The organism is Actinoplanes sp. G11-F43, from assembly GCF_050589265.1.
GTDB lineage: Bacteria > Actinomycetota > Actinomycetes > Mycobacteriales > Micromonosporaceae > Actinoplanes.
Genome location: NZ_JBNZCE010000002.1, coordinates 1 through 23666 on the forward strand (window position 1 = coordinate 1; position 23666 = coordinate 23666).

The 23666-nt window shown below is 69.5% G+C and carries 24 protein-coding genes; 10 read left to right on the plus strand and 14 right to left on the minus strand.

All coding sequences use genetic code 11. The features are described from left to right. Positions 1-112: 112 nt before the first annotated feature. From ACQ0O7_RS00870 to nadA, 3 genes are all read right to left on the minus strand, one after another. Positions 113-736 carry a DUF3043 domain-containing protein gene (locus tag ACQ0O7_RS00870; RefSeq protein ID WP_430779767.1) on the minus strand — a complete coding sequence of 208 codons (624 nt, stop codon included), beginning with the start codon at positions 734-736 and terminating at the stop codon, positions 113-115. A gap of 283 nt (positions 737-1019) precedes the next feature. Next, positions 1020-2375, minus strand: coding sequence for a UDP-N-acetylglucosamine 1-carboxyvinyltransferase (murA, locus tag ACQ0O7_RS00875; RefSeq protein ID WP_430779768.1), 1356 nt, complete (start codon positions 2373-2375; stop codon positions 1020-1022). Positions 2376-2582: 207 nt separating this feature from the next. Next, positions 2583-3761 (minus strand): quinolinate synthase NadA, encoded by a 1179-nt coding sequence (gene nadA / locus ACQ0O7_RS00880; RefSeq protein WP_430779769.1) that lies wholly within the window; start codon positions 3759-3761, stop codon positions 2583-2585. 60 nt (positions 3762-3821) lie between these two features. On the opposite strand from nadA, the gene ACQ0O7_RS00885 reads away from it, so the two are divergent. From ACQ0O7_RS00885 to ACQ0O7_RS00900, 4 genes are all read left to right on the plus strand, one after another. Next, the gene (locus ACQ0O7_RS00885) at positions 3822-4928 is read left to right on the plus strand and encodes a glycerate kinase family protein (RefSeq protein WP_430779770.1); all 1107 of its coding nucleotides are present in this window, start codon (positions 3822-3824) and stop codon (positions 4926-4928) included. Between the two features lie 91 nt (positions 4929-5019). Continuing rightward, the gene (gene erpA, locus ACQ0O7_RS00890; RefSeq protein ID WP_430779771.1) at positions 5020-5388 is read left to right on the plus strand and encodes an iron-sulfur cluster insertion protein ErpA; all 369 of its coding nucleotides are present in this window, start codon (positions 5020-5022) and stop codon (positions 5386-5388) included. 116 nt (positions 5389-5504) lie between these two features. Continuing rightward, entirely contained in the window at positions 5505-6482 is a 978-nt protein-coding gene (locus tag ACQ0O7_RS00895; protein WP_430779772.1) for a carbohydrate kinase family protein, read from the plus strand. An 18-nt stretch (positions 6483-6500) separates the two neighbouring features. Continuing rightward, positions 6501-7001 carry an AAA family ATPase gene (locus ACQ0O7_RS00900; RefSeq protein ID WP_430779773.1) on the plus strand — a complete coding sequence of 167 codons (501 nt, stop codon included), beginning with the start codon at positions 6501-6503 and terminating at the stop codon, positions 6999-7001. On the opposite strand, the gene ACQ0O7_RS00905 is transcribed toward ACQ0O7_RS00900, so the two are convergent. Next, positions 6994-7203, minus strand: a complete 210-nt coding sequence (locus tag ACQ0O7_RS00905; protein ID WP_430779956.1) for a sulfurtransferase TusA family protein — start codon at positions 7201-7203, stop codon at positions 6994-6996. The two genes, ACQ0O7_RS00900 and ACQ0O7_RS00905, sit on opposite strands and share 8 nt — an antisense overlap. Further along, the gene (locus tag ACQ0O7_RS00910; protein ID WP_430779774.1) at positions 7200-8348 is read right to left on the minus strand and encodes a cysteine desulfurase family protein; all 1149 of its coding nucleotides are present in this window, start codon (positions 8346-8348) and stop codon (positions 7200-7202) included. Before ACQ0O7_RS00910 ends, ACQ0O7_RS00905 begins: the two co-directional genes overlap by 4 nt. Positions 8349-8609: 261 nt before the next feature. Between ACQ0O7_RS00910 and ctaC the strand changes: the two genes are divergently transcribed. Next, positions 8610-9455 carry an aa3-type cytochrome oxidase subunit II gene (ctaC, locus tag ACQ0O7_RS00915; RefSeq protein ID WP_430779957.1) on the plus strand — a complete coding sequence of 282 codons (846 nt, stop codon included), beginning with the start codon at positions 8610-8612 and terminating at the stop codon, positions 9453-9455. Positions 9456-9462: 7 nt separating this feature from the next. Then, a complete protein-coding gene (locus ACQ0O7_RS00920; protein WP_430779775.1) occupies positions 9463-9918 on the plus strand; it encodes a cytochrome c oxidase subunit 4 in 456 nt (151 codons plus the stop codon). A gap of 152 nt (positions 9919-10070) precedes the next feature. Here ACQ0O7_RS00920 and ACQ0O7_RS00925 read toward each other — a convergent pair whose 3' ends face one another. The 4 genes from ACQ0O7_RS00925 to ACQ0O7_RS00940 form a co-directional block, all read right to left on the minus strand. Beyond that, a complete protein-coding gene (locus ACQ0O7_RS00925) occupies positions 10071-10271 on the minus strand; it encodes a hypothetical protein (protein WP_430779776.1) in 201 nt (66 codons plus the stop codon). A 108-nt stretch (positions 10272-10379) separates the two neighbouring features. Then, entirely contained in the window at positions 10380-11438 is a 1059-nt protein-coding gene (trpD, locus tag ACQ0O7_RS00930) for an anthranilate phosphoribosyltransferase (RefSeq protein WP_430779777.1), read from the minus strand. 14 nt (positions 11439-11452) lie between these two features. Then, positions 11453-11878 (minus strand): hypothetical protein, encoded by a 426-nt coding sequence (locus tag ACQ0O7_RS00935; RefSeq protein WP_430779778.1) that lies wholly within the window; start codon positions 11876-11878, stop codon positions 11453-11455. Positions 11879-11926: 48 nt separating this feature from the next. Continuing rightward, positions 11927-12844: a cytochrome c oxidase assembly protein gene (locus tag ACQ0O7_RS00940; RefSeq protein ID WP_430779779.1), complete on the minus strand. Its 918-nt coding sequence runs from the start codon at positions 12842-12844 to the stop codon at positions 11927-11929. A gap of 109 nt (positions 12845-12953) precedes the next feature. Here ACQ0O7_RS00940 and ctaE point away from each other — a divergent pair, with 109 nt between their 5' ends. From ctaE to qcrB, 4 genes are read left to right on the plus strand one after another with little or no spacing between them, the layout of a single operon-like run. Beyond that, entirely contained in the window at positions 12954-13550 is a 597-nt protein-coding gene (gene ctaE, locus ACQ0O7_RS00945) for an aa3-type cytochrome oxidase subunit III (RefSeq protein ID WP_430779780.1), read from the plus strand. A gap of 49 nt (positions 13551-13599) precedes the next feature. Next, complete coding sequence (qcrC, locus tag ACQ0O7_RS00950; protein WP_430779781.1) at positions 13600-14448, plus strand: cytochrome bc1 complex diheme cytochrome c subunit; 849 nt, start codon at positions 13600-13602, stop codon at positions 14446-14448. Continuing rightward, the gene (gene qcrA / locus ACQ0O7_RS00955) at positions 14445-15548 is read left to right on the plus strand and encodes a cytochrome bc1 complex Rieske iron-sulfur subunit (protein ID WP_430779782.1); all 1104 of its coding nucleotides are present in this window, start codon (positions 14445-14447) and stop codon (positions 15546-15548) included. Before qcrC ends, qcrA begins: the two co-directional genes overlap by 4 nt. Further along, positions 15545-17146, plus strand: coding sequence for a cytochrome bc1 complex cytochrome b subunit (gene qcrB, locus ACQ0O7_RS00960; RefSeq protein WP_430779783.1), 1602 nt, complete (start codon positions 15545-15547; stop codon positions 17144-17146). The genes qcrA and qcrB overlap by 4 nt, the downstream gene beginning before the upstream one ends. 825 nt (positions 17147-17971) lie before the next feature. Here the strand turns inward: qcrB and ACQ0O7_RS00965 are convergent. The 5 genes from ACQ0O7_RS00965 to ACQ0O7_RS00985 all read right to left on the minus strand — a co-directional run bounded on the left by ACQ0O7_RS00965 (position 17972) and on the right by ACQ0O7_RS00985 (position 23550). Continuing rightward, positions 17972-19282 (minus strand): barstar family protein, encoded by a 1311-nt coding sequence (locus ACQ0O7_RS00965; protein ID WP_430779784.1) that lies wholly within the window; start codon positions 19280-19282, stop codon positions 17972-17974. A 91-nt stretch (positions 19283-19373) separates the two neighbouring features. Beyond that, positions 19374-19661, minus strand: a complete 288-nt coding sequence (locus tag ACQ0O7_RS00970) for an Lrp/AsnC family transcriptional regulator (protein WP_092546969.1) — start codon at positions 19659-19661, stop codon at positions 19374-19376. A gap of 463 nt (positions 19662-20124) precedes the next feature. Then, positions 20125-20964: a nucleotidyltransferase family protein gene (locus tag ACQ0O7_RS00975; RefSeq protein ID WP_430779785.1), complete on the minus strand. Its 840-nt coding sequence runs from the start codon at positions 20962-20964 to the stop codon at positions 20125-20127. A 223-nt stretch (positions 20965-21187) separates the two neighbouring features. Next, entirely contained in the window at positions 21188-21748 is a 561-nt protein-coding gene (locus ACQ0O7_RS00980; RefSeq protein WP_430779787.1) for an NUDIX domain-containing protein, read from the minus strand. A 32-nt stretch (positions 21749-21780) separates the two neighbouring features. Then, entirely contained in the window at positions 21781-23550 is a 1770-nt protein-coding gene (locus ACQ0O7_RS00985; RefSeq protein WP_430779788.1) for a RelA/SpoT family protein, read from the minus strand. Positions 23551-23666: the final 116 nt, after the last annotated feature.

Sequence of the window (23666 nt, forward strand, 5' to 3'; positions counted from 1 at the left end):
GCTTTGTGGCCCGAATCGGGCCACAAAGCGGCACACGAACTGAGGCCGGACGCACGAAACGCGGAGGCCGGGAGGGGCCTCCGCGTTTCGGGAGAACTTCGGGGGAAGGGTGTCAGACGGTGGCGCCCAGCCCCACCTTCGGCTTCGGGATGCGCATCCGGCGGAAGGTCAGGCCGCGCATGATGCCGTAGAAATACAGCCCGCCGAGCCGCTGCTGGGTCTGCGGGAAGCGGGTGGTGATCTGCTTCTTGATCCGGCGGGCGATGAAGATGCTGTCGATCAGGACGCCGAGGGCCAGGGCGGCCCACAGCAGGTTGCTGGCGAGCTGCACGGCCGGGATGGCGATCGACGAACCGATCAGGACGACCACCGCGCCACCGATGAAGTACGACCCGACGGTGCGGCGGGAGTCGACGATGTCACGCACCAGGGAGCGCTCCGGGCCGCGGTCACGGGCCAGCAGGTAGCGCTCGTCGCCGTTGCGCATGCCCTCGGAGGCTTCCAGCCGCTCGGCCCGCTGCCGCTCACGCAACTGCTTGTAGGCCTCTTTGCGGCTGGCCGGGGCGGGATCCTGCACCCGGCGGCCCTGGGCGACCCGCTTGGGCGTCGCCACACCGAGCTCTTTCTTGCTGGGGGTGTAGCCCTTGGGGTGCGCGACGGCGGGCTCCTCCGGCGTTACCGAGGAGGTCGCGTCGGCGACGAGGTCGTCTGGCTTGCGGCGAAACAGCGGGGACACGACAGAAGCGTAGCCAAACGGCGCGGCGTGTCACACACCGCGCCGTTGATCGTGACTAAATCGGGCTGATCCCGCCACCGGAACCGCCCGGCCGGAGCCGGGCGGCAGCCGAACGGCCGACAAATGAGCCGCAGCCGCGGCCGACAAAGAGCCGCGTCCGGACGGCCGACAAGAGAGCCGCGTCCGGGCGGCTGACGAATGAGCCGCGGTCGGGCGGCCGGCAGAAGAGCGGTGGCCGTTCGGCCGGCAAAAGAGCGGCGACCGAACGGCCGGCGGAGAACCGTCAGGGACGCTCGACGTGGGCGCCGAGGGCGGCCAGCTTGGCCTCGAAGTCCTCGTACCCGCGCTTGATCAGGTCGACGCCGTACACCCGGGAGGTGCCCTCGGCGGCGAGCGCCGCGATCAGGTGCGCGAACCCGGCCCGCAGGTCGGGGATGCGCAGGTCGGCCGCGTGCAGCTTGGACGGGCCGGCGATGACCGCGGAGTGCATGAAGTTGCGGCGGCCGAACCGGCACGGGGTGCCACCCAGGCAGTCGCGGTAGACCTGGATGGTGGCGCCCATCGAGTTGAGCGCCTCGGTGTAGCCGAGCCGCTGCTCGTACACCGTCTCGTGCATGATCGAGATGCCGTGCGCCTGGGTCAGGGCGACCACCAGCGGCTGCTGCCAGTCGGTCATGAAGCCGGGGTGCACGTCGGTCTCCAGCGCCACGGCCTTGAGCTCGCCGCCGGGGTGCCAGAACTTGATGCCGCCCTCGGCGCCGGACACGCCCTCGCGGGCCACCCGGTCGTCGGTGATCTTCAGCTCGCCGCCGATGGACCGGAAGACGTTGAGGAACGTCATCATGTCGGCCTGGCGGGCGCCGATGACCTCGATCTCGCCACGGGTGGCGAGCGCGGCGGCGGCCCAGCTGGCGGCCTCGATGCGGTCCGGGATCGGCTTGTGCTCGTAGCCGTACAGCCGGGGCACGCCCTGGATCTCGATGACCCGGTCGGTGTGCACCGTGATGATCGCGCCCATCTTCTGCAGGATGCAGATGAGGTCCATGATCTCCGGCTCGATGGCCGCGTTGCGCAGTTCGGTGACACCCTCGGCGCGGACGGCGGTGAGCAGCACCTGCTCGGTGGCGCCGACGCTGGGGTAGGGCAGTTCGAGCTTGGCGCCGTGCAGACCGTTGGGGGCGCTCAGGTGCATGCCCTCGGGGGTCTTGTCGACGATCGCGCCGAACTCACGCAGCGCCTTGATGTGAAAGTCGATCGGGCGCGGGCCGATGTGGCATCCGCCCAGGTCCGGGATGAACGCGTGCCCGAGGCGGTGCAGCAGTGGGCCGCAGAGCAGGATCGGGATGCGGCTCGAACCCGCGTGCACATTGATCTCGTCGGTGCTGGCGGACTCCACATTGGTGGGGTCCATCACCAGCTCGCCGTCCTCGACGCCGGCGGCGACCTTGACACCGTGCAGCTCGAGAAGGCCACTGACCACCTCGACGTCGCGGATCCGCGGAACGTCGAACAGGCGGCTCGGGGTCTCTCCGAGCAGCGCGGCGACCATGGCCTTGCTGACGAGATTCTTGGCGCCACGGACCCGGATCTGCCCCTGCAGCGGCGTTCCACCGTGCACGATCAGGACATCGTCGGTCAACGTAACCTCCAGCCGGTGGGCGCCGGAACGCCCGAGGATCGAGTAAGCAGAGCGCGGGCGGGGGTACCCGATTCTGCAACCGGGGAAGCATAGCGCTGAGTGACAACCACGGCAGCCGTGGCAAGGCGTGAATCGCCGTCTAATGCTCTTGACTAAGCAAGTCTTAAGACATCCACCGAAGGGGTGGATTCGTTTGACTACGGAGAGTCACGGCAGGGCGAGCATCTGGTCCAGGGCGACCCGGGCCTCGTGGGCCGTCTTCTCGTCGACGGTGATCACGTTGGGGACGCGGCCGGCGACCAGCTCCTCCAAGGTCCAGACCAGATGGGGGAGGTCGATCCGGTTCATCGTCGAGCAGTAGCAGACCGTCCGGTCGAGGAACATGATCTGCTTGTCCGGGTGGGCCAGCGCCAGCCGGCGGACCAGGTTGAGCTCGGTCCCCACCGCCCACGCCGAACCGGCCGGCGCCGCGTCCAGGGCCTTGATGATGTACTCGGTCGAGCCGACGAAGTCGGCGGCCCGCACCACCTCGTGCCGGCACTCCGGGTGGACCAGCACGTTGACCCCGGGCACCCGCTCACGGACCTCACGCACGCTGTCCAGGGTGAACCGGCCGTGCACCGAGCAGTGCCCGCGCCAGAGGATCATCCGCGCGTTGATCAGCTGCTCGTCGGTCAGGCCGCCCTTGGGCTTGTGCGGGTCGTAGAGGACGCAGTCGTCCAGCTCGAAGCCCATCTCCAGGACCGCGGTGTTGCGCCCGAGGTGCTGGTCGGGCAGGAAGAACACCTTGGAACCCTGCTCGAACGACCAGTCCAGAGCCCGCTTGGCGTTGGACGAGGTGCAGACCACGCCGGAGTTACGCCCGACGAAGCCCTTGATGTCGGCCGACGAGTTCATGTACGTCACGGGCACGATCTGGCCGGTGATGCCGAGGTCCTCGAAGTGCTCCCACGCGGTCTCGACCTGGCCGAGCACCGCCATGTCGGCCATCGAGCAGCCGGCCGCCAGGTCGGGCAGGATCACCCGCTGCTCCGGCTTGGTGAGGATGTCGGCGCTCTCCGCCATGAAGTGCACGCCGCAGAAGACGATGAACTCGGCGTCCGGCCGGGCGGCGGCCTGCTGGGCGAGCTTGAACGAGTCCCCGGTGACGTCGGCGAACCGGATCACCTCGTCACGCTGGTAGTGGTGGCCGAGAACGAACACCCGGTCGCCGAGCGCCGCCTTGGCCGCCGTCGCGCGGGCGACCAGATCCGGGTCGCTGGGGGCGGGGAGTTCGCCGGGGCAGTCGACGCCACGCTCCGAGGCGGGGTCCACGCCCTTACCCAGCAGGAGCAGGGTCAACGGGGAGTCAGAGGGTTCGGTCCAGGTCGACGTCACGCCGCCCATGGTCGCACAGCGTCTGGGACGGTAGCTGCGCCCCGGAGAGTGGGCTGCCACACTCGCGGGGTGCGCGTACTGATCTGCCCGGACAAGTTCGCCGGTACCCTCTCCGCCCCTGAAGTCGCCCAGGCCGTCGCGGACGGCTGGACCGTCCCCGGCGACGTTCTGATCCAACGGCCGCTCGCCGACGGCGGCCCCGGATTCGTCGAGGTCCTCGCCACCGCCCTGGAGGGCCGGCGGATCCCGGTGGAGACGGTCGACCCGCTGGGCCGCCCGGCCCGGGGCGAGATCCTCTACGCGGGCGGCGTCGCGTACGTGGAGAGCGCGCAGGCCTGCGGTCTGCACCTGCTCACGGTCGAGGAGCGAAACCCCCGGACCACCACGTCGTACGGCCTGGGCCTGCTGCTGGCGGCCGCGGTGGAGACCGGCGCGGCCGAGATCGTGGTCGGGCTCGGCGGCTCGGCGGTCAACGACGCGGGTGCCGGCATGCTCGCCGCTCTCGGCGCGGCGCCCCTGGACGTGGCCGGGCTGGCCCTGCCGTACGGGGGAGCCGCCCTGTCCGCCGCCACCGCGCTCGGTGGGGTGCCGCGGCTGCGCCAGGTGCGGCTGGTGGCCGCGACCGACGTCGACAACCCGCTGACCGGCCTGCACGGCGCCAGCAACGTGTTCGGCCCGCAGAAGGGCGCCTCCCGGGAGGACGTGCTGCTGCTGGACGCGGCGCTGGAGAACTTCGCCGGGGTGCTGGAGTCGGCGTTCGGGATCACCGGCCTGGCCCTGGCGCCCGGGGGTGGGGCGGCCGGCGGGATCGGCGCCGCGCTGATCGCCCTGGGCGGCCGGGTCACCTCGGGTATCAACCTGGTCACGAATCTGATCGGCCTGGACCGGGAGCTGGACGCGGCCGACCTGGTGATCACCGGTGAGGGCTCGTTCGACCACCAGTCGCTGCGCGGCAAGGTGGTGGCCGGGATCGCGGCCGGCGCCCAGGAGCGCGGCCTGCCGTGTGTGGTGCTGGCCGGGCGCAACGAGACCGGCCAGCGGGAGGCGTCGGCCGCGGGAGTGACCGAGACGCACACCCTGGTGGAGCATTTCGGCAGTGTCGAGACGGCCCTGAGTGAACCGGCCCGCGGGCTGCGGGAACTCGCTGCCCGGATGTCTGAGCAGTGGAGTAGGTGATCTGGATTTCCCCCGGATTGGGAATCCCTGGGAATGGGGTTAGCGTTGGTCCTGTACGGCACATGTCCGCACCTGGCAGGGAGATACCTACGTGACCACTGAAGCGCACACCGAGTCGACCGAGGCGACCGCCCCGACCGGCGTCGTCCTCACCGACGTCGCCGCGGTTAAGGTCAAGGCCCTGATCGAGCAGGAAGGGCGCGACGACCTGCGCCTGCGCATCGCCGTACAGCCCGGTGGCTGCTCCGGCCTGCGCTACCAGCTCTTCTTCGACGAGCGTTCGCTCGACGGCGACGTCGTGAACGACTTCGACGGCGTCGAGGTCGTGGTGGACCGGATGAGCGCTCCCTACCTGGCGGGCGCGACCATCGACTTCGCCGACCGGATCGACGCGCAGGGCTTCACCATCGACAACCCGAACGCGCAGAACTCCTGCGCCTGTGGTGACTCGTTCCACTGAGTCGACGCCGCTACCTCCGAACAGGCCGTCCCGTTGAACGGGACGGCCTGTTCCGTTCTCCCGCCCGGTAGTCTCTAGCCGTAACGACCCCCTGCTCCCCAACCCTGAGGGCCGACATGAAGATCGCCGTCACCGGCTCGATCGCCACCGACCATCTGATGCACTTCCCGGGCCGGTTCGCTGACCAGCTCATCGCTGACCAGCTGCACAAGGTCTCGCTCTCGTTCCTCGTCGACGACCTGGTGGTCCGGCGCGGCGGCGTGGCCCCGAACATCGCCTTCGGGATGGGCAAGCTGGGTCTGCGGCCGATCCTGATCGGTGCGGTCGGCGCGGACTTCGCCGACTACCGGTCGTGGCTGGAGCGGCACGGGGTGGACTGCGACTCGGTGCACATCAGTGACGTGGCGCACACCGCCCGGTTCGTCTGCACCACCGACGACGATCTGAACCAGATCGCCTCGTTCTACGCGGGTGCGATGTCCGAGGCCCGCAACATCGAGCTGGCCCCGGTGAGCGAGCGGGCCGGCGGCCTGGACCTGGTGCTGATCGGGGCGAACGACCCGGCCGCCATGCTCCGGCACGCCGAGGAGTGCCGCTCCCGGGGTTACCGCTTCATCGCCGACCCGTCGCAGCAGCTGGCCCGGGTGGACGGCTCGGACGTGCTGAGCCTGATCAGCGGCGCCGAGTTCCTGATGACCAACGAGTACGAGCGCTCCCTCCTGGAGACGAAGGCCGGGCTGACCGGCGACCAGGTGCTGGAGCACGTCAAGATCCGGGTGACCACGCTGGGCAGCGGCGGCGCGGAGATCACCGGCAAGGGCATCGAGCGGATCCACGTGCCGGTCGTCCCGGACGTGATCGGCGAGGACCCGACCGGTGTCGGCGACGGCTTCCGGGCCGGGTTCCTGGCCGGTGTCTCGTGGGGGCTCGGCCTGGAGCGGTCCGCCCAGATCGGCTCGCTGATCGCCGCCCTGGTGCTGGAGACGGTCGGCACCCAGGAGTACGACGTGGTCCCCACCGAGTTCGTCAAGCGGTTCGCCGGGGCGTACGGCGACGAGGCGGCTGCCGAGATCTCGCCCTTCCTGCCGAGCTGAGCGCGTAGACCTGAAGAAATGGTTCTAGCGGTATTCGCCGGACTCCCCGGAGTCGGCAAGAGCACCCTGGCCGCCGCGGTCGCAGCCGAGCTGCCCGCGGCGGTCCTCGCCGTCGACACCGTCGACTTCACCCTGCGGCGCTACGGCGTGCACGAGCACCGGCCGGGCTTCGCCGCCTACGGCGTGGTGGCCGCGCTCGCCGAGGAGCAGCTCCGGATCGGGCACCACGTGATCATCGACGCGGTCAACCCGGTCCGGGCGGCCCGTGAGCTGTGGACCGACCTGGCCGACCGGATGCAGGTGCCGCTGCGGGTGGTCGAGGTGGTCTGCGGCGACGACGACGAGCACCGGCGCCGGGTCGAGGAACGGTTCCAGAACCGCGATCACGAGGGCATCCCGGACTGGGTCCGGGTCCTGGAGCGCCAGGCGGAGTACGAGCCGTACCTCGGCCCCCGCCTGGTCGTCGACACCTATCTGGCCAAGGATCCGGTGCCGTCGGTGGTCGATTACCTCAAGTGACTCTGCGCACGTCGTAGGCGTGGCCGTCGGCCGCGACGAACTCCTGGCCCTTCATCCGGCACCAGGCGGGGATGTCGTTGGCCGCGGCCGGGTCGTCGGCGAGCACCCGCACCACCTCGCCGACCGCCACCCCCGGCATCGCCTTCGCCAGCCGGATGATGGGAATCGGACAGCGCAGCCCACGGCAGTCCAGGGTGATCAGAACCCGGCCTCCGCCCTGATGTCGGCCACCACACCGGGCAGCACGGCCAGGAACCGCTCCACGTCCGCCTCGGTGGTCTCCCGGTGCAGCGACACCCGCACGTTGCCGTGACTGAGCACACCCATCGCCTCCAGCACATGGCTCGGGCGCAGCGTCGACGACGTGCACGACGAACCGGACGAGACCGCGAAGCCACGCCGGTCCAGGGCGTGCAGCAGGGCCTCGCCGTCCACGTACAGGCAGCTGAAGGTCACCAGGTGGGGCAGCCGCCGGACCGGGTCGCCGACGATCTCCACGTCCGGCACGGTGGCGGCCACCCGCTCCCGGATCCGGTCGACGAGCGCGCTCAGCCGGACCGCCTCGCCCGCCGCCTCGGCCACCGCCGCCCGCAGACTCGCGGCCGCCGCGACCACTTGCGGCAGGCCGGGCGAGGCCGGGTCGCTGTTGGGCCGGTGCGGATCGTCCTCGGGGTACGGGGACAGCCAGCGCACCCCCTTGCGCACCACCAGCAGACCCACCCCGGCCGGGCCACCCCACTTGTGGGCGCTGGCGCTCAGCAGCGACCAGCCGGACGGCAGCGGAGCGCGCCCGGCGGTCTGCGCGGCGTCCACGAAGAGCGGCACACCGGCCGTGGCGCACGCCTCGGCGGCCTCGGCCACCGGCTGCACCGTGCCCACCTCGTGACTGGCGCTGATCAGGCACGCCAGGGCCACCCCGGGCCGCTGGACGGCGGCCGTCCAGGCGTCCAGGTCGAGCCGGCCCAGCCGGTCCACCCCCACCTCGGCGGCCTCGGTGGTCCGCGCCGCGTGCAGCACCGCCGAATGCTCGATCGCCGAGTGCACCAGGACCCTCCCGGCCCGCCGCCGGCCACCGAGCCCGCCGAGCACCGCCGCCTGGGCCGCCGCGGCCCCCGAGGGCCGGAACGTGAGCTCGTCCGGGCGTACCCCCAATGTCTCCGCGACGGCCTCGGCCGACGCCTCCCGCAACCGTTGCGCCCGCCGGCCCGCCGCATAAAGCCTGGTCGGGTCGGCCCACCCGTCCGCCAGCGACGCGACCAGCGCCTCCCGGGCTACCGGATGGAGCGGCGCGGCGGTAGCGGCGTCGAGGTAAGAGTGCGCCCCGGCCGGATCGCCTGTGTAATCCACACAGGGAACGGTATCGTCCGGTTGTCCGGGTGTTTTCCCGGACGACCCCTTGTCAAAAGGGGCCCATCGCCCCCCGGTGGCGGGCGGCCCGGTCCTGGTCGAGTAGTGTGCGACCGTCGGTGAGCCTTGCCGCCAGGTGTCCGGTTTCGGCAGGCGGCGCTGCTAAGGAGGCATGAGCAGGTGGGCGCAAGGAGTTCGGCCAGAAGGCCGCGGGCAGTAGGCCGGGCGGCCGGGCTGGGTCTCGGTGGCGTGACGCTGCTGATGCTGCTCTCGGGCTGTTCGATCGAGGATTGGGGCAACGCGTTCGGCCACTTCGGCTGGCCGAGCCGGGGCATCACGCTTCAAGCCCATGAGATGTACGACCTGTGGATCGCGTCCACGATCGCCGCCCTCACGGTCGGCATCGGGGTGTGGGGCCTGATCTTCTGGTGTGTGATCCGGTACCGCAAGCGTGGCGAAGAGCTGCCCGTGCAGACCCGGTTCAACATGCCGATGGAGATCCTCTACACGGTGACGCCGGTCCTGATCGTCGCGGTGCTCTTCTACTACACCGCGATCGTGCAGACCAACGTGGACAAGCTGTCCAAGAACCCCGACCAGGTCGTCGAGGTCGTGGCGTTCAAGTGGAACTGGCAGTTCAACTACCGCGACGGCATGGGTGAGCAGGCCAACACGGTCGCCTCCACGGTCGGTTCGTCGGACGTCATCCCGATCCTGGTCCTGCCGATGGGGCAGAAGATCCGGTTCGAGGAGACCAGCAAGGACGTCATCCACTCGTTCTGGGTGCCGGAGATGCTGTTCAAGCGGGACGTGTTCCCCGGATCGGTGCGCAACGTCTTCGAGGTCACCCTCGACAAGGACGGCCGTTACGTCGGCCGGTGCGCCGAGCTGTGCGGCACCTACCACGCGTTCATGAACTTCGAGCTGGTGGTGACCACGCCGGAGAAGTTCGACCAGTTCCTCGCGGCGAAGACGGCCGGCCAGTCGACGCAGGAGGCGCTCACCGCCATCGGTGAGGATCCGTACGCGACGCGCACCTCGCCGTTCAACACCCGGCGCCAGGCGCACACCTGGAACTCGCCCGAGACCGTAGCCGCGGGGAAGTAGGACTGACGTGAGGACCGAATACAAGATCTTCGCGGCGGTCGCCGTGTTCCTGTTCGGCGCGGCCGCCGTGTACGGGGTCTACACCCACAACGTCGTCAACGACGGCAGTGGTCAGGGCTACAGCGGTGGCATGGAGTGGGTCGGCGTCGTCGCCCTGGTCCTGTCCGGCCTGCTCTGCACGATGTGCGCCGGCTTCTTCTGGTTCGTCGCCCGCCGCATCGACCTGCGGCCGGAGGACCGGGAGGACGGCGAGATCGCCGAGGGCGCCGGTGAGGTCGGCTTCTTCAGCCCGGGCAGCTACTGGCCGTTCGGTATCGCCCTGTCCGCCTCGATCGCCGGCATCGGCCTGGTGTTCTGGATGTGGTGGCTGCTGGTGTTCGGCCTGATCTGCGTGGTCTTCACCGCGTGCGGCATGCTGTTCGAGTACTACTCGGGCACCCGCCACCCCGAGGCGCACCTGTAAGCCTCAGACACCGGTAACGCCCGCCCCTCATCGAGGGAGCGGGCGTTTTCCGTGCGGGGCCGCATTCGCCCGGCGGTCGCCGGACGGTCCGGTGGGACGCATCGCTCGCGGGGTAGCCACAGTGCCTCGGGTAGGCGTACCCCCGAAAGGTTCTACGCCGCGGTGCGCTGAGCCGGAGCGACCCGGCCCTTTCCGGGGTTCCAGAGGTGTACGACGATCGGCGCGACCACCTCGGCGGCGCCGCAGCGGGTGCAGACCAGTTCCGGGCACTCGTCGTGGCCGTCCTCGCAGGGCGGCACTTCGAAGAGCATGTCGCCGTCGCAGATGACGCAACGGAGTTCGCGTTCCTGCACGGGAGTCTCCTTCGCGGGAGAGTGGAATTACCCGAATGCCATTCAGACGTTGTCACGCCTTTGTCATGAAATCGGGTAATTCGGGCGGCGTGTTGTCGGAAAATCCCGCTACTCAGCGGCCTTCGCGGCCTGTGCGGCGGCCACCCACCGGTCCAGCTGGGCGGTGGTGGCGCCAGAGTCGATCGCCTCGGCGGCCCGCTTGATGCCGGCCCGCAGCGTCTCGTGGAAGTCACCGGGGAAACCGCTGTGCGCCGCGAACGCCGCCGCCGCGTTGAGCAGCACGGCATCCCGCACCGGGCCCTGCTCACCGGCGAACGTCCGGCGGGCCACGTCGGCGTTGAACGCCACGTCCCCGCCCCGCAGATCGGCCGGCTGGCTGCGCGGCAGGCCCAGGTCCACCGAATCCACCAGCAGCTCCTCCACCTTGCCGCCACGGGCCAGCCAGACCCGCGTGGCGGCCGCCGTGGTGAACTCGTCCAGGCCGTCCTCACCGCGCATCACCAGCGCCGAGTCACCGCGCCGGGCGAACACCTCGGCCATCACCGGAGCCATCCGCGGGTCGAAACAGCCGACCGCCGCCGCCGTCGGGCGGGCCGGGTTGGTCAGCGGGCCCAGCACGTTGAAGAACGTCGGCACACCCAGCTCCCGCCGGGGGACCGAGGCGTGCCGCATGCCCGCGTGGTAGCGGGCCGCGAAACAGAACCCGATGTTCGCCTCGGCGACCGTGCGGGCCACCCCGGCCGGCCCCAGATCCAGCGGCAGGCCGAAGTGCTCCAGCAGGTCGGCGGTGCCGGTGGTGGAGGACGCCGACCGGTTGCCGTGCTTCACCACGGTCACCCCGGCCGAGGCGGTCACGATCGCCGCCATGGTGGAGATGTTCACCGTGTTGGCCCGGTCACCACCGGTGCCGACCACGTCGACCGCGCTGGTCCGGGTCTGCTCCGGAAGCGTGACCAGCGTGGCGCTGGCGATCATCGCCTCCACCAGGCCGGCCAGCTCACCCGGCGTCTCACCCTTGGCCCGCAGCGCGACGGCGAAACCGGCGATCTGCACCGGAGTGGCGTTGCCGGCCATGATCTCGCCCATGGCCCAAGCGGTGTCCGCGGTGGCTAGCTCCTCGCCCTTCAGCAGGGAACTCGTCAGATTGGGCCAGGTGCGTGCGCCCATGGCGCTGCCTCCCTTTAAGAGGTCGTGGTGTTCAGGGTGCCCAGGGGGATCGCTCCGTCACGGCGTGCGCGCAGCAGACCGGCCACCGTGCGACCGGTCTCCACCGGGTCCAGCGGGGCGATCAGGGTGGCGTCCACCTGCGCGTACGCCGCCAGCCATCGGTCCGCGGCGCGGGCGATCACCACACACGTGGGCGGGGGAGTCTGGTACTCGTCCTTGGTCTGGCGAGCGATGCCGATGCCACCGGCGGGGGTCGCCTCGCCGTCCAGCATCATCAGATCGATCTCGTACTCGTCGAGCAGGCGCCGGCAATCCTCCCAGGTGGATGCCTCGGCGAACTCGACCTGAAGATCAGCGGCAGGTCGCGGGCCGATGGCGAGCCGGATCCGGTCTCGCACGGCGGCGTCGTCGCTGTAGAGCAGAACGGTGTACTCGCTCATCTTGTGCCCCACCTCACGTCCTAGGTGCCGCCGATCGTACCGAACTTGTTATCCGGCCTTTTCCTCGGCTTCCTGCCGGTCAAGCGCCCGGTCGATCCGCTTGGCCTCACGTTCCGACTGACGGACCCACTGGACCACCAGGATGCCCAGCATCGTGACGCTGACGATCTCCCCACCGGCCCAGAGGATGCCACCCGCGGTGACCTGGTCGGCCTTGGGATCCAGCCAGCTCAGGCCCAGGTTCGGGTACCAGTCGCCACCCAGCAGCTCGTTGCTCTGCATGATCGTCAGGCCGAGCACGGTGTGGAACGGGACGCTCAACACCATCAACAGAGCCCGGCCCGGGTACGGCCACCGGTTCGGCAACGGGTCCAGCCCCAGCAGCGGCCAGAAGAACAGGCAGCCGGTGACGATGAAGTGGATGTGCACGAACTCGTGCACCCAGACGTGCTCCAGGGTCTGCCGGTACGCGCTGGTGAAGTACAGGACGAACGGGTTCGCGATGAACAGGCCGAACGCCACCAGCGGGAAGGTGAGGACCCGGACGTACCGGCTGTGCAGGACCCTGAGCAGCACCTTCCGGGGCCGGCCGGTCAGCAGCCGCAGCGCCAGGGTCGTCGGTGCGCCCAGAGCCAGGAAGATCGGCCCCACCATGGACAGGACCATGTGCTGGACCATGTGGACCGAGATCAGGGTCGTGTCGTACGCCTCGATCCCGGTGACCGTCACGGCCGCGATGGACCCCAGTCCACCCGCGACGAAGGCCGCGGTCCGCCCGGCCGGCCAGTGGTCGCCGCGCTGCCGGAGGCGCCAGACGCCGTAGCAGTACAGGGCCGCGGAGACGAACAGACCCAGCGCGATCAGGCTGAACAGGTTCACTTCGGAGAAGAAGGCCGCCGGGGTGAAGGGCGGAAGACCAGTATCCCCGCCGTCGGCCGCGAGAGGGGGCAAATCGTGAGAGTCCACCCCTCGAGGCTAGGCCCACCCGCTGGTCACAGAATATTCCGGGCTGCCCAGGGGGCCGGATTGGGGACCCCGGGGGACCTTGGGCCTATCTCGGATGAATAATGAGGCCGTGACAGCGGCAGCCATCGACAAGAGCCGGATCCACTCGCTGACCCGACCGAACATGGTCAGCGTCGGGACCATCGTGTGGCTCTCCAGCGAGCTCATGTTCTTCGCGGCGTTGTTCGCGATGTACTTCTCCATCCGTGCTGCGGACTACAGCATGTGGGAGGAGCACACGAAATCGTTGAACATCCCATACGCCACAACATTCACGGTGATCCTGGTTCTCTCCTCGGTCACCTGTCAGTTGGGTGTCTTCGCGGCCGAGAAGGGTGACGTGTTCGCGCTGCGGCGCTGGTTCACGATCACCTTCGTGATGGGCCTGATCTTCGTCCTCGGTCAGGTCAACGAGTACGTGGTGCTGGTGGGCCACGGCGTGAAGATCAACGCCGACGGCTACGGCTCGATGTTCTACCTGACGACCGGGTTCCATGGTCTGCACGTGGCCGGTGGTCTGGTCGCGTTCATCATCTACATGATCCGGACGACCATGGGCCGCTTCACTCCGGCACAGGCCACCTCGGCGATCGTCGTGTCCTACTACTGGCACTTCGTCGACGTCGTGTGGATCGCGCTGTTCGCCATGATCTATTGGCTTCAGTAGTCAGCGCCGACGGCGAGGATCGCAACAACAAACCAGAGGGACATAACCCATGACTTCTGACACCCCCGCCCGCAGGCGCGCCCGGGTGTTCTCCCGGCGGCGCGGTGCGCCCAGCCGGGCGCGCCGGCGACTCGGCGCGGCGGTGCGCATGCTCGCCGCCCTGGCCCTGGCCGGCGGCGTCTACACCGCTTTCACACCCGGAGCCTTCGCCGAGGACAACGTCCAGCTCTCCGCTGCCGCTCAGGAGGGCAAGGCGATCTATGACACCAGCTGCATCTCCTGCCACGGGCGGGACGGCCAGGGTGTCACGGAGCGCGGGCCCAGCCTGATCGGCGCCGGCTCCGCCTCGGTGGAGTTCCAGGTCAGCACCGGCCGCATGCCGATGGCGCGGCAGGAGGCCCAGGCCGAGCAGAAGCCGCCGCAGTTCAACGAGACCCAGACCGAGCAGCTGGCGCAGTACATCCAGGAGCTCGGCGGCGGCGCCGAACTGCCGGACGGCCCGCTCGTCGAGGACCTGAAGACCAACCCCGACGCGCTCGCGCGCGGCGGTGAGCTGTTCCGGGTCAACTGCACGTCCTGCCACGGCTTCGGCGGTGGCGGCGGCGCCCTCTCCTCCGGCAAGTTCGCCCCGAGCCTCAGCGCCTCGACGCCCGAGCAGCTCTACGCGGCCATGCTGACCGGCCCGCAGAACATGCCGGTCTTCGGTGACAACCAGCTGACGCCGGAGCAGAAGAAGCAGATCATCACCTACATCACCCTCCAGCTCCAGGACGACCGCGACCCGGGTGGCCTGTTCAACCTGGGCCGGTACGGGCCGTCGACCGAGGGTGTGGCGATCTTCCTGGTCGGCATCACGCTTCTGGTCTTCACGTCGCTCTGGATTGCGGGGAAGTCATGACGGCGGTCCACCACGACGAGACCGGCACGCCGCCGGTCGACGTCAACGATCCGCGGATGACGCGGTTCGACATCGTCAAGGAAGGACTCCGGCGCGACGACATCGAGATCGTCACGTACGAGTCGCACTTCCACGGGCCGAACTCGAAGGCGGAGAAGCGGATCGTCCGCAACATCTCCTTCCTGTTCCTGCTCTCCGGCGCGCTCACGCTGGCCTTCCTGGTCTTCTTCATCGTGTGGCCCTGGGAGTGGGAGCTCGGCCACTCGCTGAGCGACTACTACACGCCGATCCTCGGCGTCACCCTCGGCCTCGGCCTGCTCGCCCTCGGCTTCGCGATCCTCGCCTGGGCCAAGAAGCTGCTGCCGCACGAGCTGTCCATCCAGGACCGGCACGGCGACCCGTCCTCCGACGAGGAGCGGCTGATCACCGGCCAGACCATCATGTACCTGGGTGACGAGCTCGGCGTCCAGCGCCGGCCGCTGCTCAAGGGCGCGATCGCGCTCGGCGCCGCGCCGCTCGGCCTGGCCATCGCGGCCCCGCTGGTCGGCGGCCTGATCCAGAACCCGCACAAGGGGGAGGAGCCGATGATGTACCGCACCGGCTTCAACCCGGCGGGCAACGGCGGCAAGCCGGTCCGGCTGACCCGCGAGGACGGCAGCCCGATCCGCCCCGAGGACGTCAGCGCCGGTGGTCAGATGACCGTCTTCCCGGGCATCCCGCACGGCGCCACCAACGAGCACGCCGACTCGCCGACCCTGCTGATCCACCTGCGGGCCGACGACGCGGCGACCACCCGGGCCGCGGCCGACGGCGACAAGAACGGCCGCAACAAGGGCTCGATGTGGGGCAACTACGTCGCCTACTCCAAGATCTGCACGCACGCGGGCTGCCCCGCCAGCCTCTACGAGCAGCAGACCAACCGTCTCCTCTGCCCGTGCCACCAGTCACAGTTCCTCATCACCGATAACGCGCAGCCGGTCTTCGGACCCGCGACCCGGCGTCTGCCGATGCTGCCGCTTACAGTGGACGAGGAAGGTTTCTTCGTGGCAGCGTCCGACTTCAAGGACACCGTCGGACCTGACTTCTGGGAGCGGCCGTGAAGCGCCGGAAAATGGACCTCGCCGAGGCCCCCAAGACGTTCGCCAAGGGGGTGGACGACCGGTTCCAGGCTGCCACTCCGCTGCGTGGCCTGCTGAACAAGGTCTTCCCGGACCACTGGTCCTTCCTGCTCGGCGAGATCGCCCTGTTCTCGTTCGTCGTCCTGCTGGGCAGCGGGATCTTCCTGACCCTCTTCTTCGACCCGTCGATGAAGGAGGTCGCCTACGACGGCGAGTATCTGGGCCTCCGCGGCACCATGATGTCCGCCGCGTACGAGTCGTCGCTGAACATCTCGTTCGAGGTGCGCGGTGGTCTGTTCGTGCGCCAGATGCACCACTGGGCGGCGCTGCTCTTCATGGCGTCGATCATCGTGCACATGGCGCGCATCTTCTTCACCGGCGCGTTCCGCAAGCCGCGTGAGATCAACTGGGTCATCGGCGTCGTCCTGTTCCTGCTGGGCTTCTTCGCCGGCTTCACCGGCTACTCGCTGCCCGACGACGGCCTGTCCGGCACCGGTCTCCGCATCGCCTCGGCGATCATGCTGACCCTCCCGGTCATCGGCACCTGGCTCTCCGCCGCCATCTTCGACGGCGAATTCCCCGGCCACGTGATCATCGGCCGGTTCTACATCGCGCACGTGCTGCTCATCCCGGGCCTGCTGCTCGCGCTGATCGCCGCCCACCTGGGCATCGTGTTCAAGCAGAAGCACACTCAGTGGCCCGGCCCGCTGCGGACCAACGACAACGTCGTCGGCGAGCGGATGTTCCCGCGGTACGCCATGAAGCAGGGCGGCTTCTTCATGGCGGTCTTCGGCGTCATCGCGCTGATGGCCGGCCTCTTCCAGATCAACCCGATCTGGCTGTTCGGCCCGTACCGCGCGGCCGAGGTGTCCTCCGCCTCACAGCCCGACTTCTACGTCATGTTCATGGACGGCCTGGTCCGGCTCATGCCGAACTGGCAGATCTACATCGGCAACTACAGCCTTCCGCCGATGTTCTGGCCCGCCGTGGTCGGCCTCGGCGCGCTGTTCACGCTGCCCATGGCGTACCCGTGGCTGGAAGCCCGCAAGCTGAAGGACAAGCGCACGCACAACCTGCTGCAGCGCCCGCGCGACAACCCGGAGCGCACCGGCATCGGCATGATGGCCCTGACGTTCTTCGTCATCGCCACCATCTCCGGCGCCAACGACGTCATCGCCGACAAGTTCCACATCAGCCTCAACGCGATGACCTGGGCCGGCCGGATCGGCCTGCTCATCCTGCCGCCGCTGGCCTACTACATCACGGTCCGCATCTGCCTCGGTCTGCAGCAGCACGACCGTCAGGTGCTCGCCCACGGTGTCGAGACCGGCATCATCAAGCGGCTGCCGAACGGCCAGTTCGTCGAGATCCACCAGCCGCTCGGCCCGGTCGACGAGCACGGCCACCCGATCCCGCTGGAGTACGCCGGCTGGGTCGTCCCGAAGAAGATGAACCGGATCGGTGCCCTGGCCCCGGCCGTCAAGGGCTTCTTCTTCCCGGTCGAGAAGCCGGCCGAGGCCCCGGTCTCCCCGGCGGTCGGCGGCCCCGCCAAGCGCGAAGAGATCAAATCCGGTCGCTGACCGCTAGCACGCCGAGAAAGGCCCGCCGGGGTTCCGGCGGGCCTTTTCCGTTTCCGAACCTCGTCCTCGGCCGGCGACTTGCTCACGCTCAATTCCCCGCGCGCCCGTTCGCTTCCCAGCCGATCTTGGACTATTCACCACCTTTGTGAGTATTCTTCCGCGTCATCGCCCGATTCGTCGTCAATGTCCCGCGGTGGCCAGGGCCAGGGTGTTGCCGGCGATGAAGCCGCCGAGGCGCCCTGGCGGATTTTGGTCGGTTTACCGCTCTCGGCTGCCGGCCCGCTCGCGGACTCCCCGCGTGAATGTCCGCTTTCCGGCCCCGCCTTGGCTGATCTTGGTGGATTTACCACCGTTTCGAGCCTTCTTCGCGGCGGCTGGCCCGCTCGTGGTCAATTGCTCGCGTGAGTGTCCGCCTTCCAGCTCCGCCCTGGCCGACCTTGGCGGATTTACCACCGTTTCCGGTGGTAAATCCACCAAGATCTCAGCTGAGCGGGTCGTCCGCGCGAGGGATTGACCGCAAGTGATCAGGCAGCCGAGAACAAGACTCCTTCCGGTGGTAATCCACCTGGACCTCTGCTGAGCTGGTCGTCCGCGCGAGTGATTGACTGCGATTGATCAGTGGCCGAGGAGAAGGTTCTTTCCGGTGGCAAATCATCCAAGCTCGGCCAGGGGGCGGCGGGCGGCCGGATGCTCGCGCGGGGAGTCCCCGAGCAGGCCCACAGCCAAGAGCAAGGCTCTAGATCCTCCAAGATCACGTGATCCTGGGCCGTCCGCGCGGGATCGGCCGCAAAGGGTCCGACGGCCGAGGAGAACGGCACTTCTCCGTTACGTCAGGACCACGGTGACCCGGTCCCGCTCGGTCAGCAGGGCGACCAGTTTCCCGAACTCCTCCGCGCCGAACGCTCGGCGGGCGATCTCCGCATCTCCCCAGACCAGCGTGAACGGGGTGGACGCACCGAACCCGCCACACAGACAGTCATCCAGTGCGTCCAGGTTCCAGCCGAAGTAGCCGCCCGGGCCGTTGACCGCTTCGCCGATCGCGCAGTAGAAGCCGTCGAGATCGGTCACCTGCCTGCCATCCAGGTGGTACGTGGCACCGGCCGGCCGATCCTCGCCCCCACTCCGCCGTGAGCCGAGGGCCAGCCGTAGCCACTCGTGCCGAAGCCGCGGGTCCAGCGCCCGCCACATGCCGGTCTCAGTGGGTGCCGCAGCCAGCCAGGTGTCCCAGAGCGGGCGGGCCGCGGTGGGAATCGTCTCGTAGGCCCCCACACCGAGCCCCACATCGAACAGCCCGTCACCCAGAGCCGAGGCCCGAACCGTCCGCACGTCGGCGAAGATGCCCGAGACCAGCGTGTCGATCCGCCGTCCGTCAGCGGCCCGAGCCTCTATCGTGGCCGCCAGCCGGAGCCCGTCCGACACCAGCCCACCATCCGTCCCGTCCCGGTCAGCGGCATCCCTGTCGGCGTCCCCGCAGCCATCTCTGTCGCCATCCCTGCCAGCCTTCCCGTTGGCCTTCCCGCGGTCGGTGCTGTCCTGCCCAGCGCTGTCCCGGGCAGCGTCGTCCTGCCTAGCGTTGTCCCGGGCGGCGTCATCCCGGCTGGCTTCATCCTGGTCAGCGATGCTGAGGCGGGCTTCCTGGCGTGTCCGGCCGGCCAAGTGGTGCTGTGGCGCCGGACCGGTCATCTTCTCCAGGAACCAGGGCTCAGGCCGGAAACCGATCAGCGTGACCGGGGGAGTGTCCAACTCGGGGCGATGCCGGAAGACCCCCTCGACGGAACGGCACCGGACCAGCGTGGTGTCGTAGTCAGGGCCCAGACGGAAGCCCTCGCCCGGGGGGATCTCGTCGCCAGGCCGCTGGTGCCGTTGCTCGCCGACCCGGCCGGTCAACTCGATCCGGCCGCCAGCCGCGCCGACCACCGACACATCGTCCAGCCAGGTGTCGTGCCGGGCGACACCGTGGATGAAGGTCTCCAGCACCACCTCACCCAGCCACTGCGGCCGGCTGCCGAACCCGTCCGCAGTGGGCTCGCAGTCCACCAGGGTGAAGCGCTCCAGCCGGGGTGCCGGGACGTCCGCGAAGAGACCCACGATCTCGGCGCACTCCCCGAGTGGCCGCCACATCTGGTCCTCGGGCATGTCGTCGCTGAACTGGTCGGTCAGCAGCCACTTCGGTGATTCAGTTGTCAGGTCATCTCCAGGTGAGAGCCGGGTGGGATCGCGGTGGTGATCAGTCGGCGTCGGGGAGGCCGATGGCGAACGCGTCCTCCAGGTCGTGTTTCGAGTAGGCCCGGAACGCCACGAACGTCTCGCTGTTGATCACGCCTGGGGTCTTCGAGATGCGCCCGGCGATCACCTCGGCGATGTCGTCGAAGCGCGGCACCCGGACGATCGCGATCAGGTCGACGCCGCCGGCGACCGAGTAGACCTCGCTCACGCCGTCCAGCGCGGCCAGGGCCTCGGCCACCTCGGGAATCGAGTCGGTGGCGCAGTCGATGTGGACGATCGCGGTGTTCACCAGCGGGCTCCTCAACTGTGAGGGCGGATCTCGGTCGGCCCCATGCTATGCCGTTCCGCGTTCGGCCCGCACACGCCTGTGGATGACGGCCGGGCCTGTGGACAACGGGCGGCCGGAAGCCGCGGCCCGAGTAGCGTCGGCAGGGCGGAAGGCGAGGACGGGGAGCCGGCCTCGGAGAGCGGCGCGAGAGCACGGGGCCGGGGTGAGTGGGGTGAGGGGCGCGACCCGTGCGATCGGGCAGGGCGGGCGGCGAGGCCGGGGTGAGTGGGGTGAGGGGCGCGACCCGTGCGATCGGGCAGGGCGGATGGCGAGGCCGCGGTGAGAGGGCCGGAAGGCGCGACCAGACATAGAGGGAGAGAGCAGGGCAGGAGGCAGGACGGAAGCGAGGGGCAGAGCTTCCGGACGAGAGAGCGGGCCAGGCAGCGGGAGGACGGGAAGTGCGGCCAGGCAGCGGGAGAAGAGGTCAGCGGATGGTCAGGCCGTCGGAGGTGCGGATCGCGTCGGACAGGGTTTCGCCGAGGGCGACATGGGCGCCGGGGAGGAGGACACAACGGTGGATCACGCCGTCCACCCGGGCGCCGGCGCCGAGCACTGATTCGGTGGCGGTTCCGGTGACCACGGCCGAGGGGTCCGCCAGCAGGCCGCCGGCTGCCGCGTGCAGGTTGGCGGTCAGGTAGTCGGCGGGGGTGCCGGTGTCGAGGTAGTAGCCGTCGTAGGGGACCAGTTCCAGGTCGCCGGCGGCCTCGGCCGGGCGCCAGACGGTGCGGACCAGGCTGCTGTCCTCGTCGGCCAGGTCCTTGAGGTAGCGCCACGGGATCAGGGAGAAGCCGGCGAACCGCTGGCCGCTGAACCCGCCGGTCTCCCCGGGGCGGCAGGGCAGGGTGAGCATCCGGACGGTGTCGCCGGTCCAGCCGTCGAGCAGGGCGGCGATGTCCTTGCCGGGTTCGCGGAACGGGTCGTGGAGGTAGGCGTCGGCGTTCCCGGCGATGACCGCGCGGCCGTCCAGCCACGGGCGCAGCCGGGCCAGGCCGCCGGAGGTGCCGATCGGGCCGTCCTGTTCCACGGAGAGGTGCGCGCGGTCGCCGACGTGGGTGATCACCTGGTCGGCCAGGTATGCGGCGTTGACGGCGACGGTGGCCGGTCCGGTGAGGCCGAGACCGGCGAGGCGGCGCAGTCCGTGGTCGAGCAGGGGCAGGTTGCCGACAGGGCAGAGCGCTTTCGGCAGGGTCGCGGTGAGCGGCCGGAGGCGGGTGCCCTCGCCGGCGGCGAACACGACCCCGGCGACGGGGATGGCGGTGGTCATTGCAGCCTGCCTGAAGGGGAGAAGGCTCCCGAGTTGGAGAAGCCGCCCGGAGGAGGGGAGACATCGAGAGCGGGATGGGTGCCCGGCGTGGAGGAGGTGCCGGGAGGAGGAGTAGTGCCCGGCGTGGGGGAAGTGCCCGGCGTGGGGGCGGTGCCGGGCGTGGGGAAAACGCTGGGGTGAGCGAGATCAGTGGGGCGGGGCGGACCGAGGGGCGGTGCGGGGGTCACTGCGGGTCGCCCGGGAAGGAGGCGTGGTAGCTGCCGGACGGGAGTGAAGGGGGCAACTCGCCGGCTCGGGGGCCGATGCCGTAGATGCCGAGGAGGCGTTCGGTGGGCCAGGTCAGCTTGGGCAGGTCGTCGACCGGGAACCAGGCGGCCTCCAGGACCTCGCCGCCGTCGACCACCAGGGGAGTGCTGGACGCGGGAACCGAGGCGAACCAGACCGTGTCGACGACGCCGCCGTTGGGGTGGATGATCGCGTTCGGGTTGCCGGCGGTCAGGTCACCGGGCTCCACCCGTACACCGGCCTCTTCGAAAAGCTCCCGGGCCGCGCCGACCGCGGGCAACTCGCGGGCCTTGAGCAGGCCGGCCGGCAGGCCCCAGCCCCGGCCGGGTGGCTGGCGCAGCAGCAGGATGCGCTGCGGGGACTCCGAGTCGCGGACCACGGTGACCGCGCCGACCAGGTACTTCGGCGACACCAACCGGGCGATGCGGCGGCGGACCGGCAGGGGCAGCCCGTAGAAGGCCTGATAGGCGAAGCCGCGGATCTGCCGCTGAATGTTCACGCGCGTAAGGCTAACGGGGGACGGCGAACGCTTCAGTCGGGGTGGTCGACGAGGGCGATGAGCTGCTCGACCACCGCGTCCGGTTCGAGGCTGCGCTCGCAGACCGCGACCAGGAGGGTCTCCAGGTCGGGGTAGCCGAGTTCCTCGGCGAGGCGGCGCAGGGGCACCTCGCTGGCCAGGCCCCTGTCGTGTTTGCGGAGGGTGAGCCCGATGGTGGCGCGGCCGAGGCGAACCTTGTCGGCGATGCTGATGCCGGGCTGGTTGTTCTCGTCGAAGAACTTGTTGATCTGCATCTGGGCCTGGCTCGACTTGACGAAGCCGAGCCATTCCTTGCGGGGGCCGCGGGAGGCGTCCGGCTCGGATTCGGCCTCGGAGAACACCTCCACGACGTCACCGTCGCGGAGGGGCGAGCTGAGCGGTGCGAGCCGTCCGTTGATGGTCGCGGCGAGACAGTGGTCACCGTGGCGGGGGCCGAGTTCGTACGCCAGGTCGACCGGTGTGGACTGGCTGGGCAGCTCGTACGCGTTGCCGTGCGCGAAGACGGTGATCTGTCCTTCGGCGAGGTCACATCGCAGCGAGCTGAGGAACTGGGCCGCGTCGGTGGTGTCCTGCTGCCAGTCGAGCACCCGTTTCAGCCAGGTGAGCTGGTCGGCGCCTGGTGGCTCGTCGGATTCCTTCGGGTACCGGTAGCTGGTGGCCACGCCGTACTCGGAGTAGCGGTGCATCGTCTTGGTCCGGATCAGCACCTCGACCAGCCGGCCGTCGGGTCCGACCACGGTGGTGTGCAGGGACCGGTAGAGGTTGTTCTTCGGGGAGGCGATGAAGTCCTTGAACCGGCCGGCGACCGGGCGCCACTTGCCGTGGATGGCGCCGAGCGCGGCGTAACAGTCGGTGTCCGGCCCGTCGACGACGACCGCGATGCGGGGCAGGTCGAGCGGCACCGGATGGTCGCCGGCGACGGTGTCCTTCCAGATCGAGTAGTAGTGCCGGGGCCGGGGGGTGACCTCGGCGGTGACCTGGGAGCGGCGCAGTGAGGTGCGGGCCTTCTGCGAGACGTCGGCGAGATAGTCGTCCCAGCCGGGGCGGTTCTTGACGTGCTCGTCGATGCGGGCGAACGAGTCGGGCTCCAGGTGGTAGAGCACCACGTCGTCGAGGTCGCGTTTGAGGGCCTGGATGCCGAGCCGGTCGCAGAGCGGGACGAGCACGTCCAGGGTGGCGGTGGCGATGCGGGCCCGGCTGGCGGTGGAGCGGGCGCCGAGGGTGCGCATGTTGTGCAGCCGGTCGGCCAGTTTGATGATCAGGACGCGGACGTCCTTGCCGGCGGCGACGATCATCTTGCGGATGGTCTCGCCCTCGGCGGCCTTGCCGTAGTACGCCTTGTCGAACTTGGTCACCCCGTCGACCAGGTGGGCCACCTCGTTGCCGAAGTCGCCCTGCAGCGCTTCGAGCGTGTAGCTGGTGTCCTCGACGGTGTCGTGCAGCAGGGCCGCGACCAGGGTGGTGGTGTCCATGCCCAGCTCGGCGCAGATCTGTGCGACGGCGAGCGGGTGGGTGATGTACGGGTCGCCGCTCTTGCGCATCTGACCGCGATGCATGCTCTCGGCGATCTGGTAGCTGCGTCGCAGGATGGCCACGTCGGCGGACGCGTGGATGCTGCGGTGGGTCCTCGCCAGCTCGGCGACCGGATCGTCGTCGTTGTGCTGGAAGTTCAACAGCGAACGCAGTCGTCGCGTGAACGAGGGGGACGTGCTGGTCGGCAGAGCACGACCGAATGCGGCGCCGTGGCCGGCGTCGACGTCCACCCGGACACCCCCTCACCGATCGTCCACGCCTCACCCGGTGCGTGGAGTCGCCTCGCATTTCTCCTTCGCAAGCGAATCATCGGAGGGGCCTGATCGCCAAGGTCCAGGCCCACAAA